The organism is Jilunia laotingensis (assembly GCF_014385165.1).
Lineage (GTDB): Bacteria > Bacteroidota > Bacteroidia > Bacteroidales > Bacteroidaceae > Bacteroides > Bacteroides laotingensis.
The window spans coordinates 4057012-4074229 of record NZ_JACRTF010000001.1 but is presented as its reverse complement, the minus strand read 5'-3'; the positions used below and the strand labels follow the sequence as shown (position 1 = coordinate 4074229).

Annotated in this window: 17 protein-coding genes; 1 reads left to right on the top strand and 16 read right to left on the bottom strand. The window is 33.5% G+C overall.

Annotated features, from left to right (window positions below):
* Positions 1–31: 31 nt before the first annotated feature.
* The 3 genes from mtgA to H8744_RS16000 all read right to left on the bottom strand — a co-directional run bounded on the left by mtgA (position 32) and on the right by H8744_RS16000 (position 2861).
* Positions 32–760, bottom strand: coding sequence for a monofunctional biosynthetic peptidoglycan transglycosylase (gene mtgA, locus H8744_RS16010; RefSeq protein WP_262435802.1), 729 nt, complete (start codon positions 758–760; stop codon positions 32–34).
* Complete coding sequence (locus tag H8744_RS16005; RefSeq protein WP_262435801.1) at positions 741–1415, bottom strand: OmpA family protein; 675 nt, start codon at positions 1413–1415, stop codon at positions 741–743. The genes mtgA and H8744_RS16005 overlap by 20 nt, the downstream gene beginning before the upstream one ends.
* 99 nt (positions 1416–1514) lie before the next feature.
* Positions 1515–2861: an MATE family efflux transporter gene (locus H8744_RS16000; RefSeq protein WP_305067392.1), complete on the bottom strand. Its 1347-nt coding sequence runs from the start codon at positions 2859–2861 to the stop codon at positions 1515–1517.
* Between the two features lie 77 nt (positions 2862–2938).
* On the opposite strand from H8744_RS16000, the gene H8744_RS15995 reads away from it, so the two are divergent.
* Complete coding sequence (locus H8744_RS15995; protein ID WP_369411036.1) at positions 2939–3238, top strand: EamA family transporter; 300 nt, start codon at positions 2939–2941, stop codon at positions 3236–3238.
* Here the strand turns inward: H8744_RS15995 and H8744_RS15990 are convergent.
* From H8744_RS15990 to H8744_RS15930, 13 genes are all read right to left on the bottom strand, one after another.
* Positions 3235–3654, bottom strand: coding sequence for a hypothetical protein (locus H8744_RS15990; RefSeq protein ID WP_262435798.1), 420 nt, complete (start codon positions 3652–3654; stop codon positions 3235–3237). The two genes, H8744_RS15995 and H8744_RS15990, sit on opposite strands and share 4 nt — an antisense overlap.
* A 317-nt stretch (positions 3655–3971) precedes the next feature.
* The gene (locus tag H8744_RS15985) at positions 3972–4673 is read right to left on the bottom strand and encodes a lipocalin-like domain-containing protein (protein ID WP_262435797.1); all 702 of its coding nucleotides are present in this window, start codon (positions 4671–4673) and stop codon (positions 3972–3974) included.
* Between the two features lie 161 nt (positions 4674–4834).
* On the bottom strand, positions 4835–5020 hold the full coding sequence (locus tag H8744_RS15980) for a hypothetical protein (protein ID WP_262435796.1): 186 nt from the start codon (positions 5018–5020) through the stop codon (positions 4835–4837).
* Between the two features lie 60 nt (positions 5021–5080).
* Positions 5081–7372: an outer membrane beta-barrel family protein gene (locus H8744_RS15975; protein WP_262435795.1), complete on the bottom strand. Its 2292-nt coding sequence runs from the start codon at positions 7370–7372 to the stop codon at positions 5081–5083.
* Positions 7373–7460: 88 nt separating this feature from the next.
* Positions 7461–7817 (bottom strand): hypothetical protein, encoded by a 357-nt coding sequence (locus tag H8744_RS15970; protein WP_262435794.1) that lies wholly within the window; start codon positions 7815–7817, stop codon positions 7461–7463.
* Positions 7818–8480: 663 nt separating this feature from the next.
* Positions 8481–9269, bottom strand: a complete 789-nt coding sequence (locus H8744_RS15965) for a hypothetical protein (protein WP_262435793.1) — start codon at positions 9267–9269, stop codon at positions 8481–8483.
* 26 nt (positions 9270–9295) lie between these two features.
* A complete protein-coding gene (locus H8744_RS15960) occupies positions 9296–10564 on the bottom strand; it encodes an AAA family ATPase (RefSeq protein ID WP_262435792.1) in 1269 nt (422 codons plus the stop codon).
* Positions 10561–12117, bottom strand: coding sequence for a GmrSD restriction endonuclease domain-containing protein (locus tag H8744_RS15955; RefSeq protein WP_262435791.1), 1557 nt, complete (start codon positions 12115–12117; stop codon positions 10561–10563). The genes H8744_RS15960 and H8744_RS15955 overlap by 4 nt, the downstream gene beginning before the upstream one ends.
* A gap of 4 nt (positions 12118–12121) precedes the next feature.
* Entirely contained in the window at positions 12122–13990 is a 1869-nt protein-coding gene (locus H8744_RS15950; RefSeq protein WP_262435790.1) for a Dam family site-specific DNA-(adenine-N6)-methyltransferase, read from the bottom strand.
* A gap of 250 nt (positions 13991–14240) precedes the next feature.
* Positions 14241–15221, bottom strand: a complete 981-nt coding sequence (locus tag H8744_RS15945) for a DUF5712 family protein (RefSeq protein WP_262435789.1) — start codon at positions 15219–15221, stop codon at positions 14241–14243.
* 4 nt (positions 15222–15225) lie between these two features.
* Positions 15226–15810 (bottom strand): BfmA/BtgA family mobilization protein, encoded by a 585-nt coding sequence (locus H8744_RS15940; RefSeq protein ID WP_262435788.1) that lies wholly within the window; start codon positions 15808–15810, stop codon positions 15226–15228.
* Between the two features lie 284 nt (positions 15811–16094).
* Positions 16095–16427, bottom strand: a complete 333-nt coding sequence (locus tag H8744_RS15935; protein ID WP_262435787.1) for a helix-turn-helix domain-containing protein — start codon at positions 16425–16427, stop codon at positions 16095–16097.
* Positions 16428–16556: 129 nt separating this feature from the next.
* Positions 16557–17183 (bottom strand): hypothetical protein, encoded by a 627-nt coding sequence (locus H8744_RS15930; protein ID WP_262435786.1) that lies wholly within the window; start codon positions 17181–17183, stop codon positions 16557–16559.
* Between the last annotated feature and the right edge of the window lie 35 nt (positions 17184–17218).

Genomic DNA, 17218 nt, shown 5'->3' with positions numbered 1-17218 from the left:
ATTATATTGTTAATAAGTGAATAGGATATTATTATTTTTTTCGTGGTTTGGTGACTTTCTTGTCTTTTTCAATGGGTGGAAATTTAGGGATTAAATTCATTAAGCGCATTATTTGTTTTTGCCTTTTCAGAATATAAGGTGTAGGATGTGCAGAGTCGAAACGTATCGGATTTGGCAGTGTGGCAGCAATAAGAGCGGACTGTTCCTTGCTCAATTTAGCTGCAGTAGTATGAAACTTATATTTAGCTGCAGCTTGTGCTCCATAGATGCCGTTTCCCATTTCAATAGAGTTAAGATAGACTTCCATGATCCGTTCTTTGGACCAAAAGATTTCTATTAAGAAGGTAAAATAGACCTCAAATCCTTTTCTTAGCCAGGATGATTGAGGCCACAAGAAAACATTTTTTGCCGTTTGTTGACTAATAGTGCTGGCACCTCGTTTTCGCTTCCGTGTCTCGTTTTCTTTAATTGCTTTTTCTATTTCCTTGAAATCGAATCCATTGTGTTCTGCAAAGCGATTATCTTCAGAAGCGATGACCGCCATAGGAAGGGTAGGGGAGATCTTATCAAAAGAAACCCACGTGTGTTTGCACGTGGGTTTCTCTCCCGATACAATTTGTTGCACGCTTCTGATGACCATCAACGGAGTAACGTATACCGGAAGGAACCGGTAAATGATGACCGTAAATATGGTTGACAAAAAGAAAAAGAGCAACAGATTACGTATAATGAGAAGTATTTTATTTGCCGGCTTCCGCATTCTTAATCATTTGTGTGCTGGCATACATATAAACTTCCACGCGGCGATTCTGGGCAGGAGTCAATGACTCGTCATATTGTGAATAGCCCACTCCTTCCACTTCTTTGAACTGAGAAGGTGAAACACCACATGATTGCAAATAGTTTTCCACTGCATAAGCACGATTATTAGAAACTTTTTGATTGGCTTCCTGTGTACCTACTTTATCCGTATGACCTATTATGGCGATATCTATTGTGGGATCACTTTTCAATATGTCAGCAAATTCACGTAAAGATTGTTTTGCACTGTTGCTTAGCGTAGATGAATTGAAACCAAAAAGAATGCCTGAGTCAAATGTTACTTTAACAGCTGCTAATCCATTATTATCGGTAATTTGCTCAACTTGTGCCCCTTCAATTTTGGCAGCTTCTGCAGCTTTTTTATCCATCTTGCGACCGATTAATGCACCTGCGGTACCTCCTACAGCCGTACCTATGGCAGCACCTATGGCAGCACCCTTACCCTTACCGGCAATACCACCGATAATTGCACCCAGAGCAGCACCCGAACCACCACCGATTACTCCACCTTTAGCGGTATTATTCATTGATCCGCAGCCTCCAAATACTAGAGCCAAGCTCATGAAAAGAGCCATAAATTTAATTTTTTTCATACCCAATTGATTTATTAAAATTAGCATTTTTATTAAAACATGGCAAAGATATAGATAATATGATTAGGTTGTTCTTTGCATTATTGAAAAAACAACTGATTACTCCTTTTTGTTGACCGAAAGCACTTTTTTACGAATAAATACGAACCATGCCAGTAATATAACTCCTTTGGCGGTGGTTGTAAGACAGACAGCCCACCATATTCCTTCTACTCCCATGCCTAACTGAACGAAGAATATGGCGAGTGGAATACGCATGTAATTGCAGGTGATGCTAATGACAGCAGGAGGAATGGTTCGTCCGATACCATAGAACACTCCTTGCATTGTGATTTCGAGCATCATGAATAATTGAGAATATCCGTCAATTCGTAAAAAGGTTCCTCCTGCTTCATAAGCTACTTGTTCCGGCACAAAAATAGCAAAAACTTCATTCCCGAAAAATATGAATAAAATGGTACAGAATGTTCCAAAGATTCCTGTCATCCATAGAGTAGTATGCCAAGCACGTATTACTCTTTCGACACGTCCTGCGGCATAGTTTTGAGCAATAAAAGCGCTTAGTGCTGTTGAAAATCCTTGTGAAGTATTCCATGTGATTGCTTCAATCTGTCCTCCGGTGGTGAATGTCATTAGTCCGATATGTCCTCCTTGTTCTGATGCGGTACGGCATAGAAACATATTGACGAAAGCAAAAAGTGTATTTAAAGTGGCTACCGGTAGTCCAAGTTTTAGGATACGGTATGTATATCTCTTTTTTAATTTGGTAAAAAAAGGAAAACTGCCTAATAATGCATCTCGCCAACGAAGTTGATATACAAAAATTCCGAATACAGATGCTTGGGAAATCCAGGTGGCATAAGCTGCTCCATTGGTTCCCATGCCAAAACCGAAAATGAAAAGAGGATCAAGTATGATATTCAGTATTAAACCTGTGCCGCTGATATAAAAAGGGACTTTGCTTCTTCCAGCAGCATTATAGATTCCAGTAAAAGCCGCAGAAAGAAAAATGAAGGGTAAACCTGTAGAAACAATTCGTAGATAGTTTACGGCATTATTTGTGATGTGTGGTGCCAGTTCATAGATTTGAATAATGGGTTTTGCTAATAAAAATAATAATGTCCCCCAACATATGGAAATAATGAGTGCTATTGTAATATTGTGGGAGGCGAACTGGCGTGCATCTTTTTGATTTTGCGCCCCAATCGATTGTCCTACACTTACTTCCGATCCAACTTTATTTAATAAGGATATAGAACCTGACATCCACGTGAGAATACCTACAGAACCAATAGTTGCTACTGCTTCACTTCCTAAACGTCCTACCCAAGCCATATCTGTTAAACTGTATGCCATCTGTATAAAAGAGGTTGCCATTATGGGCATAGCTAAGTTAAACAATTGCTTATTGATGGACCCTTGAGTCAGATTTTTGATGCCTTGCATGAATCTATTTTTGATATTTATATGAAAATGTCGTGCAAAGATAGGAAAAACTATATCCTGAACTCTTTATCTTTGCAGTGAATTTCTTTCATAAGCTTATTAAACATTTAAATATGTATACAACAACTAAATCCATTACATGGTACCATATTATGGCAGCAGTAACTTTTTTAGGGGTGGTTGCCTCTATGCTTTGCTATATTATGTGGAGTGTTGTGGTTAAAAAATTAGGAGCTGTTTATGCTACAAATTATATTTATGTTATTCCTCTTGTAACATTGTTTATTTCAGCTATTGTAATTGATGAACATATAACTATCGTTGCATTAATAGGTTCTGCTTTCATATTAAGTGGTGTATATTTAGCGGAACGTTAATTGGTGTGGACTCCATCATCTTTGAAAAGTAAGAATGCACAAGCTGCGGCCGCAAAAACACTATAATCAAATGGAGACTTGATGTTCACGAATAGCATCATTGAAAAAGCAAACATTAGTAGTAGGATCCCGCTAAGAAGTGCAACAATGCGTTTTTGGAAACCTATAAGTAACAAAATTCCCAGAATGATTTCTGCAACTGTAGCTGTCCAGGCAAATAATGGTAAAAGTGATTTCGGAACCCATGGAAGTAAAATTCCTGTGTATGTAATAAAGTTTCCCATATTCCCCCAAACAACATATTCACTTCCTAATAAAGATGTCCAGAAGCCAAAACGATCCGCAACTGCGGATAAAAATCCAAAGGCAAGAGCTAAACGTGCGAACAAAGAGAAATAATCTATTTTTTTACCCATATTGATAATATAAAATTGCGTACAATCATTGGTCTTATATAAAATATATTTAGAATGCAACAGTCGCTTTTTATATTAAAACAAAAGAGAAGCATAATAAGTTTCAAAACTTGATTGAAGTATGCAAGAAACCATTCTTTGCTTACATCCCACAATATGTAGGATCCAATCCTTTTGATATTATTGATTCGATTGTCTTATATAGTGTAAATCTCTATTTGAGAATATATAGTATGGCATATAAAAATACTATTTTAAATGCTATAAAATTACATATTTACATAGGGTTAAAATACTATTTTTTTATGACTAAAGAATTAAAAAGGAATTATAGTAACATCATTCAGATAAATGGAATTGATCTTATATACATAATATATACCTTTGTAATTTGCCGCAAAGCCTTCTTTAGATTTTCCCATATATTCAACTTGTAATTCCGCATGGACGGGCAGTCCATTCTTAACTCCTTTTGTTATTCTGTCATATTCTTGATAGAGTTTCCCGGTTTTGTCGATTATCCAATAAATATCGGTGCTTTTTTCCTGTTTGAAAGAACGTACCTCTGAACCGATTACTAATTCCCCTTTTACGGTTAATGTCTTTTTGGCTGGAGTAACAAAAGACGCAGGAATGTTTTCAGTTATTTTTTCCTGCTCTCCAGTTTCTCTGGCATACCGGAGAACAAGCATTCCTCTTTTCAAGATCAGACTGTCTTCTGTCAGGCTTTTGATGTCAAGCGTGTCTGAAAAAGAGAGTGATTGGTGACTACCTATACTTCTGCCTGAAAGAATGAGTAAACTACCTTGTTGTTGCCACCTTTCGTAAGATAATGTTGCTATATTGACAGATGATGCCTTTCCTCCTTCTGCGAGTTCAAAACCCTGTTTGACATTTTGCATTCCCGGAACGGGTTGTATCCATTTTCCCACAATGCTTTTGTGATCTTCGCAAGCAGTCAATATTATAGTTGACAAGCATATTGAAATAACTACAATAAAATGATTAATCTTTTTCATTACATTATTTTTATAACACGAATACGTTTACACCATTCGAATACAAAGAGCTATTTTTTCTGGTTTAGGGAATGTCTTTTTTGTTCTTATACAATTATTGGGAAAAAGAACGGCCATATGTAAATATGGACATTCTTTTTGGGGATTATTATTGATTTTCTTTAGTAAAAAATACGAGGTTCGACTTTGTTTTGATTCATGTCAAAATTGAAAGTTGTCGGAGTAAAGTCCGGAAGTGCATTTTGTTCCTCTCCTTCACCTAGTAATATTTCTGTTGCTACAAAATTAAACTTCATATTCGCACTTTCTACAGCATATCCTGCAACTTCTCCCGGTTCAACTTTCACTTCAACAACTAATGTCTCCGGTTCTTATCAATATATGCTTGTACCTTACACCTAGAAAAATTACATGCTGAATCTTGATGTATCTATTCCTTTTATTTCTTTCTTTTTATATCCTCCAAAGCGATAACTGAAATGTAAAGTAAATGCTCGTGAATAGAATCCGCTATTCATATTCAAGTTTTGTCCTTTGAAGCGGACTTTTGTAGCAGGCATCCCAGCATTAAATATGTCATTACAACGGGTAGTCAAGCTGAATTTGTCATTTGCAAAATTCCATTTCAATCCGGCAGTGAGATTGAAGATTGATTCTATATCAAATGTCCCTTGTATGGCGGGTGTCTGTACATTTCCTATTAACTCGAAAGACAAGTTCTTATTTACTTTTAAAGTATTATCTAGTGTACCGCTAAACACCCATTTCTTACGATTGAAAGGAATGTCGAAGAAATCATCACAACGTTGGCGTATTTGCATACCGACTAATGTTAATCGGGATTCCAGCCAGTTTCCTGCTTTAAAAGGGAATATAATATTTGCTCCATATACATGCATATAGTTCCAATTTGTATTTTTATAGATTAGTGCCAGTCGGTCGGTTGATTGATAGGCTGCTTGTGTGAAATAATCTGATGTGTGCGTGAAAAACAGACTAAAAATATATTTCTTCAAAAAGATATAACTTCCATTCAGATTATAATTTGTCATAGGCTTCAAATTCGGTGTTCCCCATAATTCGGTATATCCATTAAGATAACTGACAGAAGATTGCATATCCCAATAGCTCGGATAGGTTTTATCCGTAGATAATGAGAGTTGAAACATATGCTTTGGTGTCTTAAAATAAGTCAATGATGCTTGTGGATAAACTGCCCATTTGTGATAGTTACCGATAGTATAATATTCTCCTGTAGCAGAAACAGATAAGGATGTACCAGTTTGATAGTTTTTATTTAATGATACGTAGAAATTGATAGTTTGCTCTTTCAGATTAGAATATGTATTTTGAGTTTGAACATTCCCTGTTACCTCATCATAAGTTTGGAAATCAAGGTCTTTGGTAAATCGGTAAGATGCTCCATAACCTAAATTCCATCCTTTGGACAAAGACTGCTTTTGGTCTGCATAGATAGAATAGCGGTCTATCTTTTGTCCGCCAATCATAGAGAAACTACTCTGACTTCCATCTTGATAGTCTGCATATAATCTTTGATTTTTATTAGAAGTATAATGAGTATAGTCGCTGCCTATTTTAAGCCCGAATCCAAAATGATATTGCAATGTGATATTATGCATTTGATTGTTGATATACTTGTCTACATTACTGACTTGGTAATTGCCTGATGTTCGGCTACTATTATACTGATTGGGGGTATAACTGCCTGTGTATGCTATATTGATATTGTTTTTGTTGTTGAGGTTATATTCAAAGGCTGTTCTAAGGTTGTGATTCCAATACTTACTACGTAACTGTTCATTTTGTGTGATATTATATAGTTCATCTTTTAGTGTATGTTTGGAGTCAAGGTCTATGTATTCCATGTTTTTCACGTTATTTGTTCCGTACATCACATCAAAAGCCATTTTAGGAGTTGATAAACGAAAGTTTCCATTCATCCCCCCACTATTGAAGTATTGATTTTTATAATCAGTGCTGATCTCTCCTTGAAAAGAGTAACCGTTTGGATGCTTCAAAATAACATTAATGGCTGCGCCTCGTACATGGTATTCAGGAGGCGCACTATACATTACTTCTGCTTTTTCTACACGGTTCACCGGAGTATTGCGCAACAGAGTTTCCAGTTGTTCGGCATCCATCGTTGTAGGTTTCCCGTTTAGAATAACAGTTAGTTTTCCTGCTCCGGCTAAAGTTAATGCTCCTCTATCTTCTTGCACTCCCGGTATCTTTGTCAATGCTTCATAAGCATTGTTTACGAGCTGCTTTTGGGTAAGGACGGCAAGATTATACCCTAAAAGTCCATTCTCCACTTTCGCAAAAGGACGTTCAGTCTTGATAATAACTTCATCCAAAGCATAGTCTTTAGGTTGAAGTTGAATAACTCCGGCATCATTTCCCTTCCCTAACATTTGTTTCGTTTCATATAAAAGATGCTGTATAATCAGACGGTATTCTTCCTGTTGGTTCTTAAAAGTGAATGTTCCGTCAACATTGGATATGGATGCACTTATATAGGTAGAATCTATCGTTTGTAAAACAATAGTTGCACCATCTATCGGATGTTGATTGCAGTCTATTATTTTACCGCTAATTGTTTGTCCTAAAATAGTTGTTTGAAAACTACTTGTTATAATTGTAAGAATTGTCAATATAATTGTTTTATTCAATCGTATCATTTTATATTAATTATAATCTTCTTGACACCTTATGGGAAGGTATAAAAATAAACGTGTCTATAAAAGTGGATGATATTTAAATTCATTATTATTGAGGATTTATATGATTATTGCTAAAGTTACTTATTGCATTTGCAATCTTGAAACATTCGTCCCTCTTTAATGATTTTTGCTTAATGAGCTGTGAGTTTTGGAAAGTAAAACATGTAGTAACAGCATACCAACCGCCACTATTTAATTCTTTTTTATAAAATATTTTTTCCTCTAATTGATTCTCTTTGTTATATTGGGTTTCTTGATTGAAAGGCTTACCATATTTAAAAATAAAATTCTGTTTACTCATTCCTAATTCGACATGATTTGCGGAGAAAGTACTGATATGTTTACTGGAATAACAGTTACACATCATGAATATTAATATTATTAGAACACTTATCTTTCTCATTTCTTTTGCTTTTTAATTCTCGGCAAATTAACGGAAAACAAAGAAAAGAAGTCTTGAGTCAATTCAAGTCTTCTTAGTTATTAACACATGGAATGTTCATTTAACGAAATAATATTAGGTATTTATTGTCCTAACTTCTTGTTTCATAATCTCACTTTCTTAGATTGAAAAACTAATTTTAATTACTGTGAATGAGATATTTGCAGTACAGACAAATCAAGACAACAAACCGCCAATTTCAGACATTCTGTGACCTAAAATCTGAAAGGTCGGACAGGTCACGAATTGTATACTAAAGTGTGTCTTTTCGTGCCCCTTTTTTGTCTTTCAGGCAAGACTGAAACATAAAAAAAGTCCTACAATACGTTGATATTGTAGGACTTGTCTCTTTTTTGTCACTGTTTGGCTTTGTTCTTATGTGATCCGCCTGGGATTCTCCTAACGGAGTTACCACACTGATATTTAAAACTTTATATTTTTAGCTTCAAGCATATCCCATGATTTAACCCACTAATTTGCCACGTGCTTTTGCGGTAGTTTGCTCATGGAGAATACTAGGGTCAAAGATAACAATTTCTTGGCTTATGCAAACTCAACAAGCAGAAAAAAATAGTCGTTTTTAATTCTCGTAGTGAAAAAATAATATTCTTAATTATCACTAATTTAATCGATATCTATCGTCCTATTTGGATCTAAATGAGTCTTATCTACATTTATTTCATTATATAATGAAGTACCTAGATGTTTTCTGGTCTTTTCATCGAATACTTCAAAGTGAGCTTTCTGTGTCGCATGGCGAGGACTACTATCTACATACCATAATTGACTTGTTCCTTTACGTCTATATACTTTTCTTCCATTTTGGGACTTGTATTGAGTGAGTTCAAAAGCATCTGATTGAGCTAATACTGTTTGTTCATCCAAAGGAGAAATTTTGGATGCTGGATCATATGGAATTGTATACCCTCTATTTTTAAACCAATCTATTATCGTATCCTTTGAACTGTTACAATCAACGATTACTGATATTTTGTTATTTTTAATGACATCGATGTCTTTTTGCTTAGAAAAGTAAGACTTCTCAAAATTTAAAAGAAAACCATTTAGCCTTGAGTCTAAAAGTTTTCTTTCTGTAATTTCTGCAACAGATGTTGTAACATAGTCTGTCCCATTATGGGTGTAACTGCTGTTACAATCATGAATATATTCATTCTCCCAAAATGAGTTTCCTAATAACTTCATATTCTTTAAATATATGTCATTAGAAACTTTGTCTTTTTTCAACGCAGATATGTATTGAGTTCCTTTTATTGAATCTTTTAAATAAAAAGTATGGCAACTATACGAGAGAATTTTCGAGTTTTTCTTTAATTCTGCTAATATGTTTAAAGCTCCAATAAATACTTTTGTAGCATTCAATACGTCATCTCTAGTTTCATATTGCCCATTCATAGAGCATTCATTTACAAATACATGTATCATATTCCGTATAGATAGTTGAGATCGTTTGTTGATTGATCAAAAAAGTTTGTAGGCCAGTTTTCTATATCACCATCGTCCTTGATATCTATTTTGTGGAAATATGTTTCATCATTCTTATCAAAATAGAGAATGTTGATCTCATTCAAGTCTATGATTTTATCATGCACAATAATTCTAAAGCCATCTAATATATGTTCACTGTGAGATTCTACTAAAACTTGTACCCCAACTCTACTTACTCCTGCTAAAAATTTGGATAAAATAGACTGTGCATATGGATGTAAATGAGCTTCTGGATTTTCAATAATCAAAATATCTCCTTTTTTAGCAATTAATCCGGCCACTAAAATTGGTAATGAGTAACTGAAACCATATCCTACATTTGTTGGCTTATAGAAAACATCTTTTTTGGATGGTTTTATGCTAAACTTTATTATGTCTATATCAGACATTACCTCGGTTTTGATTTCCGCTCCTTCAAAGATCTTATCTAACCAATAATTTGCATAAGATTCTATTGTATCACTAGTTAGTTCATCTTCAGTGGGAGAGAAGAGATCCATATATACCTTTTTGAGTTCAGGTTGAACGGGATCGCCTCCTTTTCTTGCCAATATATTGACTGTATTTTCCCCAAGTGATCCTACGGAAACAAAATTACCCAAACTTTTTCTCTCATAAAAATTTTGAGGACCTATTCTGTCTGCAGAAACATAATGAATATTGGAAAAATTCAACAAGTTCCTGATTTCAATTAGATAAGATTCATCAATAATACGAAGTGTTGATTCTGGTATGAATAGATTGTCAAGACTAAATGTTATGTTTGGAAAGACATCTTCATTATTCTTGAAAATTTTGTAAAGGTCATCATCTATTATTTTAGATATTATGTATGTTAATTTTTCATTAATAGTGATACTTATTGAAGATATTTTTAAATCAATATCAGTTTCCCCATATTGTTCTAATTGGTAATTAATAACATAATTATCTAAAATAAAAGATATATTAATAGGTTCTTTAGATGAAATAAGCCTATTTTTCACATCAAATAGATTTCCAAGTCGAACATTATTTCCATTAAGAATAATATTATTCGTACTACGACTGTAGTTAATTGATTGATTTAGAAGCAATAGAATTTGTAAGACAGAAGACTTTCCTTTGCCATTTACTCCTGTTAGAAGATTTAAGTTAGACAGTGGGACATTGGTTTTATCTTTAAACAATTTAAAATTACTTATGCCAATAGTGCGTATCATGATTTTAATATTTTAAAGGTTTTTTCAAATCTTGTTTTTACATTTTTAATAGAACCTGTCGAACTACTGACAGACGAAACATATTCTTTATCTTTAATCAAATACATATAATTTCGCATTATGTTTTTCTTGCTATTAACGAGAAAGTTGTCATTGTTTTTATTAAAAAACACACATATAGTTTCAAAAATTGCAATGTTTACTCTTCCTCTACTAATATGCGTTGGTAATCTAAAAGCATTTTTCCCAAAGAAATCATTTGCGTATTTCATTGTACGAATAAAATCGTTTTTTATCTTTATAATTTCCTGATCGCTAGCTCGATTTATATATCTCATTGTTTTACCAAGGAATTCATCCAAATTTCCCTGATAGTCAGAATTGTAATCAAATAGAGCAAAAGCCAAATATCTTAAAACAGCTTCTCTATCTTTCATGCGTAAAGAAGAAATTCCATCGCCTATTACTGTTTTAAATTCTTTTGATTCAGCTAATTCTTTTAATAAATCAGTTGATTTGCCTAAGTAGATGCCATTTCTAACTTCTTGTCTTGTTAATTGGGTTCCATTCGAATTGATCCTATGAAAAATATCATAAATAATTGGTAATGGAATTGTGGATTTTAAAGCATATAAAAGAAGTGCTCTATCCTCAATTCTAGTGGTAATGTGAGAAGGTAGTTGTTCACAAGAGAAACCATTATATTCTTTTAAAACGCTCATTCCTACTAAGGTATATCTGTTTTGAAAGAAATCTACAATGGCTGATATCCTTTGTAATCCATCAATTACAATAAATGAGCCATTTTGATCCTGAGTTACATAAATTGGAGGAATAGGAATATTTAATACTAATGATTCAATAAATTTACTCATTTGCTGTTTTGTCCATACCTTATTTCTTTGAAAAGCAGGTATGATAATCTTATTTTGTGCATTTTTTCTCAAAAGAGCAATTACTTGAATGTGTATTTCCTTAATGTCTAATTCTTCTTCGATAATATATGAAGAATAATTTAATTCTTTTTCGTCTTCACTAATCCCTTCCTCGTCAACTACTTCGTTATAATAGAATAAATTTTCTTCCTCTTCATTATCATCATCTATATATATAAGCTCTGCCGATAGAAGCCAATTTACAACTGTACTTGCTCTCCTTACAATTGTACTTTCAGAACCATCAACAATCGTTTTAATATAGTTGACTATAGATACTCTACTTGTTCCTGTTTTTGATTTAATAAACTCCAAAATTAGAGTAAAAAATGGATTTTGCTCAATTATTGTCTTTATTTTTATTTTTCTATGTTCTTTATCTAATTCTATGAGTTCTATTCCTAATGGTGTCAGAATGGACTTGTTTTTCTTTTTCTCTGTGATTAATAATCCTAATAATTCTCCAGCTAACCTATAATAACGTCCCTGCCTGTCACTAAAACCGACATAGTCTCCAATCTGGATATCGGATTCATATCCATTTGATATAGCTTCAATAGTCAATATCACATTTGCTAGATCATTAGCTTGCGGAACTTGTTGTATTGGGAATCTCATTTTATTATGTTGCAATAAATAAATACTCTTTTACAAAATTTGAATTATCGCCTATTTTATGATTTTGATTACCGAAAGAATATTTGTAATCAATTTCTTTTAATTTTACATTGTCTTTATACCTACTTAAAATTTCAATCATTTCTTCTTTTGACGGAATAGAGTTTGATGAATAGGAAACAACTAATATACTTTTCTGAAATTTGCAGAAAAGCTTGTCTAAAGCGTCATTTACTGTTGATTTCGAATCAAAAGGAGATGGATATTTTTTGAATTTTTTGGTTTTAGTAGAAAAATCAATTTGTACGCCATGCCAGTTTTTAATTAGTCCTTCAACAAAGTGATATCTTCTTATATAATCATTATCTGATTTTGCAGTTAAATAGGGAGGGTCAAAATAAACAAGATCTACATCTACATCTAAATCAAAAACATCTTTGTTATATGAAATATTTTTTTGTCCATTATCAAATACGGCTTTATTAAAGCCTTCAATGTTTTCTAAAAAATGTTCTTGTAATGATAATTGTAAATCCCTTCTTCCGTCATCATATCTTTCTCCGGTATAAGTGAAAATTCCTCTAGGTCTTTTCTTCATGCAAGCTCTTGTAATTGCAGCATATGCAATAGCTTTTTTGTATTTATCTTCTAATTGATTAATGTTAGCAATTAGATTGTCTAAAAAAAGATTATCTTCATCATTGAAATATAGGTCTTTAAATGTTGTGGTGATAAAATTTGTAGCTTTTCTATTTAAACTAAGTAGTAACTCAATATCTTTGGGCTCAATTCTTATTTTTGAATTCTCAACAATGGATTTTGTAATATTTGCTGAAAATGCCATGAAATCATTTGAATAAACTTCTATTCCTTTTTGTTTTAACATATAAGAAACACATCCACTCCCAGAAAAGGCATCTAGTACAGACTTAAACTCAAGCTCTTTTATTGAATCCCACAAAAAGGGAAGCAGTTTATATTTACTTCCCATATATCTTGTTCCTGGAAAGTTTGCTAATAATTCTAACTTTGAATCTAACTTCTTTTTCCCATTCGTAGAATAAATTACCAGATCCTGACCAGTCCTTGTTTCACTCCTACTACTTATTAATCTTTTGGTTTCAAATGTTTGTGAAGGAAATCCAGCATATAATTCGTGCACAAACTCTGTATTGGAATTAGTTAATATAACTTTGGCACCAATATTAATTAATCGCTTGAATTCATCTCTTAACTCTATGTGATCATCGTCATAAAAAAAATCTTTATTATATCTTTGAAAATCAGAATACTTTCCAATGGGAACATAGGGTGGGTCTAAAAAAATAAAATCATTATGTTGAGCATATCTTCTTAGAACTGTTTTATAATTTCCACAAATTAACTTCACATTTTGTAATGCCTCATGTGCATCGTATAGTTTTTTCTCATCGCAAATTTTAGGATTGACATATTTCCCATATGGAACATTAAACTCTCCTTTTTTATTTTCTCTATACAAACCGTTAAAGCAGGTTCTATTCAAAAAAATAAATCTTGCGGCTCTTTCCTCTGGCGTTAAATAAGATATATCACAACTCCTTATTTGATAATAATTACCCTCATTATTCTCGAATGTTTTAAGTAGAGATATTACAACATCAACATTGTCCCTAATACATATGTAGCAATTAATCAATTCAGGGTTAATATCTGATAATATCGCTTTAGGGGGATGCAAATGGAAAAACAAAGCACCGCCTCCAAGGAAGGCCTCAATATAAGTATTATAATTGGAAGGTATAAAATTTTCTAACTCTCCAATTAATTGAGTTTTGCCACCTGCCCATTTTAAAAAAGGCTTTATTGACTTATTTCTTATTATTTCTGACATTCTTAACTATCTAATTTACATTTAGAAGGTATAGAAAGTTTACAATTTGCATTTTTAATAAAAAAATTCCATGTTACTTTCTTATAGTTTCCTTCAAGTAACTGCAAATGTATAAAAAGATAAGCAAAAAACAGTATTTTGATCCAGTTTTTTCAAACCCTTGTTTTTGTTTTTTTTAAATAAGCTATTGAATATCATGTATATACGAATTTACGCATATAGATGAAGCATTTCCTTTTCAAGAGAAGGGCTACAATTTACGTCTTTTTCTCTTTTTCTTTCTGGATTTTAAAACAAATTCTTCAGGTAAAGCAAAAACTGGGGCAGATTCTATTTTTGGTGGAATAAAAGATACAAGTAAGTCTAATACTTGGCTAGCTCCCTGTTTCTTTAAAGAGTTGATAGAAGTCTTACTTCCTTTTTGAGCGGTTATAGGAGGATTTGTGCTAAAAACTATATTATTAGCTTGTTTGTTTTCAAGATTGAAAGTAAACAAGTTTTCGTTGTTGTTATCTTGATTGATTCTTATTTTTCTTTCATGAGATTGGATTTCCAGCTCTTGTAGTTCAAGTTGTTTCGTTATAGAACCGTTTTTTATAGTATTGGCATACTCAAAGGATTCTGATAATTGACGCGGGTAGTCAAACAACTTATCAAACCTCTTTTCTGCTTGTAGGAACAGGTTCACACGGTCAAAACCACCTTTGATTATTCCGTTCTTGGTGTTCTTATGGTTGGTTAGCGGTGATAGCTTTTTCTTACCCGTTTGATCTTTCCGGCTCACAATCAAATGGCAGTGCATATTCAGTTCGTTGTCGGAGCGGTTGCGGTCGAAATGTATCTTTCCGTAAAATTTTATATCCGCTTCGGATAGCTCTTTATTGAAGTTCTTGGCGTATTCAGGGATAAAGACCTCTCGGATATACCGCTTCATTGCTTCGGCTTTCTCCTGTTCAGTATTTCCCATTGCCCGAAGTTCGCTTTCCGATGGGCTGACATGAATAGCATAAAACTTAGCATCTGTTTTTAAGAGTTGTCCGATATTACTATCTATATCCTTTATTACTTTTGATTTGTAGATATTATCCTCTATCAGATTGAAAAAGCCCTCAGTATAAAGACCTTTCTCCATTCGTTCTAAATCTTCATGCTCTAAATAATTAGCTAGCTGTCGGCTACTTCCTGCATTGTTATATGTTCCGTTTGATGGTGGAGCAAAATCTATGTGCATAATCCTACGCATTTATTAGATTACTGATTTCAGTTTTCAAGTTCTCCTTCCTTTTGCTATCCATCACACCACAAGCGGATAGCTCCGAATAGAGTTGTATCAGTTGAAGTAGCTTTTTGTAATTTCGTTGGTGTATCTGGTAAAGTGCATTAATCTGTTTGGACTGGTTGTTTATAACATCGGCATGATTACAAAACTGTTCACTTAACTTTTTGAGTACGGCTGTTTGTCTCTCCTGACTGGCTTCCAGTTGAGAGAGAATAAGAGTTTCCAAAGTTTTGCCGATAGCATCGAAACGCAGAGCAATAGAATTTGTAGCTCGTATCATCGGATCCAGTTGCTCTTCCTCATAGTGGCGGATGAAGCGGATAATATCATCCTGCCTTTTATTTATTTTCGCCAGTTCTGATTTTACCGATTCAGGTGTTTCCGATGGGTTTATATGCGCCTTATCTATATACTTGAACGCCAACTTTACAACTTCGCTCTTTTTCAGTGAATAGCGTTTGCATATCTTCTCTACCAAAGCTGCCGTTTCCTTGTCTATGGAAATGGTAGTGAATATCGTTTTTCGACTGCTATTTGGCATGGTAATTACTTTATTATAGAAAAATGAATAGATAAATGCCTGATAATAAGCATTACAAAGAAAATGCTTATTACTGGTGTTATTACAGCGTGTTCTTGTAACACGCTAAAGCCGAAGGCTTTGCCTCGCAGAGCAAGAGGGAAGAACAGGACTTGTCCAGTTCCCTCTTGCTCAATTTAGCGAAACGAGCGAAGCCGGAAGGTGTAGCTGTTTCTGCTAAATTGGGGTGGTAACATAGAGAAATAGCCTAAACATAGGCTTCTTTCCTCTGCTATCTTTTGCTTTCACGGCTGATTCTCTAATTGATTAGCTTTTTCAAACTGTTTGTAGATTTGAGAGTCGGCACGTTCACGAACAAAAGCCCGAATATCATTCGCTCGATAGTAGGTCTTCTTTCCGATGGTAAAGTAGGGTAGTTGTCCGCTTACTCTGTAACGTTGAAGTGTTCGGAAAGATACTTTCAATAGAAAGGCTAAATCCTGATTGTCGAGTATCTTTTCATTATCATCCAGTACCTTATCGGTGTTTATAAGAGATTTTAGGTCTTGCCCTATTTCAGTGAGTTTCTTGGATAGCTTCTCCATCCATTTTTCAAAGTCTTCGTTGTCTATATACATTTTGCTTTATTTTTAAGTTAAACATTAAGATTTCCAATCGATTGATAAAGCAAAGTTCAGCAAACGGGCGCAAATAAATTAGGGGAGTAGATCATCTATTCCCCTATAAATTATTGATAAGCTACTGATTTACAAATACCCTCTGTTTTTACTTTCTATCTTGATAGCGATTATTAATTCATTTAGAAATTCTGTCAGTTTTGTAGCTTTACGCTTAAAAACATCATCCCTTTTCTTATATATGTCTGCAAATTTAAAGTTCATTCCTTTCTCAAATACCCGTGCCAGTTCTGAAAAATTTACAGGATTTCCAATCTTGTTTTTTACGGAGTGTGAATAAAATAAACCGCATATCAATTCCATTATATCAATCATATCAACATCATTAGCTAAATACACATCAGGGTCAAAACTATTTTCTGTGTTTATCGGAAATAAATCAGGGTTATCTAAGCGAAATTGTATCACCTTAAAAGTAGAATCCAATATACTTAATACCTTAATTATTAACAACCGGATTTCAAGTGAAGATTTATCATCCTCAACCTCTAGACGCATATTCAATTCTTTTACCTCTGCTACTGTGTAATTTATAGCAAAGCATAATAATATAATATTCTGTTCTTCCTGACAAAACAAAAGGAGTTGCCGTACAAAATCATCATAAGCCATTGATAATTCTATACGATCAATCTCATTGCCATTAACAGAGCAAGAGAGTAGTTTGAATAACTTTGTTTCTAAGAAACGTTTCACTTATACTTTAAATGGCTAGGTTACATATAATCAAA

Excerpts from the sequence above, each read along its gene's own strand:
- mtgA (WP_262435802.1), bottom strand. The coding sequence starts at position 760 with ATGCGGAAGCCGGCAAATAAAATACTTCTCATTATACGTAATCTGTTG.
- H8744_RS16005 (WP_262435801.1), bottom strand. The coding sequence starts at position 1,415 with ATGAAAAAAATTAAATTTATGGCTCTTTTCATGAGCTTGGCTCTAGTA.
- H8744_RS16000 (WP_305067392.1), bottom strand. The coding sequence starts at position 2,861 with ATGCAAGGCATCAAAAATCTGACTCAAGGGTCCATCAATAAGCAATTG.
- H8744_RS15990 (WP_262435798.1), bottom strand. The coding sequence starts at position 3,654 with ATGGGTAAAAAAATAGATTATTTCTCTTTGTTCGCACGTTTAGCTCTT.
- H8744_RS15985 (WP_262435797.1), bottom strand. The coding sequence starts at position 4,673 with ATGAAAAAGATTAATCATTTTATTGTAGTTATTTCAATATGCTTGTCA.
- H8744_RS15975 (WP_262435795.1), bottom strand. The coding sequence starts at position 7,372 with ATGATACGATTGAATAAAACAATTATATTGACAATTCTTACAATTATA.
- H8744_RS15970 (WP_262435794.1), bottom strand. The coding sequence starts at position 7,817 with ATGAGAAAGATAAGTGTTCTAATAATATTAATATTCATGATGTGTAAC.
- H8744_RS15965 (WP_262435793.1), bottom strand. The coding sequence starts at position 9,269 with ATGAATGGGCAATATGAAACTAGAGATGACGTATTGAATGCTACAAAA.
- H8744_RS15960 (WP_262435792.1), bottom strand. The coding sequence starts at position 10,564 with ATGATACGCACTATTGGCATAAGTAATTTTAAATTGTTTAAAGATAAA.
- H8744_RS15955 (WP_262435791.1), bottom strand. The coding sequence starts at position 12,117 with ATGAGATTCCCAATACAACAAGTTCCGCAAGCTAATGATCTAGCAAAT.
- H8744_RS15950 (WP_262435790.1), bottom strand. The coding sequence starts at position 13,990 with ATGTCAGAAATAATAAGAAATAAGTCAATAAAGCCTTTTTTAAAATGG.
- H8744_RS15945 (WP_262435789.1), bottom strand. The coding sequence starts at position 15,221 with ATGCACATAGATTTTGCTCCACCATCAAACGGAACATATAACAATGCA.
- H8744_RS15940 (WP_262435788.1), bottom strand. The coding sequence starts at position 15,810 with ATGCCAAATAGCAGTCGAAAAACGATATTCACTACCATTTCCATAGAC.
- H8744_RS15935 (WP_262435787.1), bottom strand. The coding sequence starts at position 16,427 with ATGTATATAGACAACGAAGACTTTGAAAAATGGATGGAGAAGCTATCC.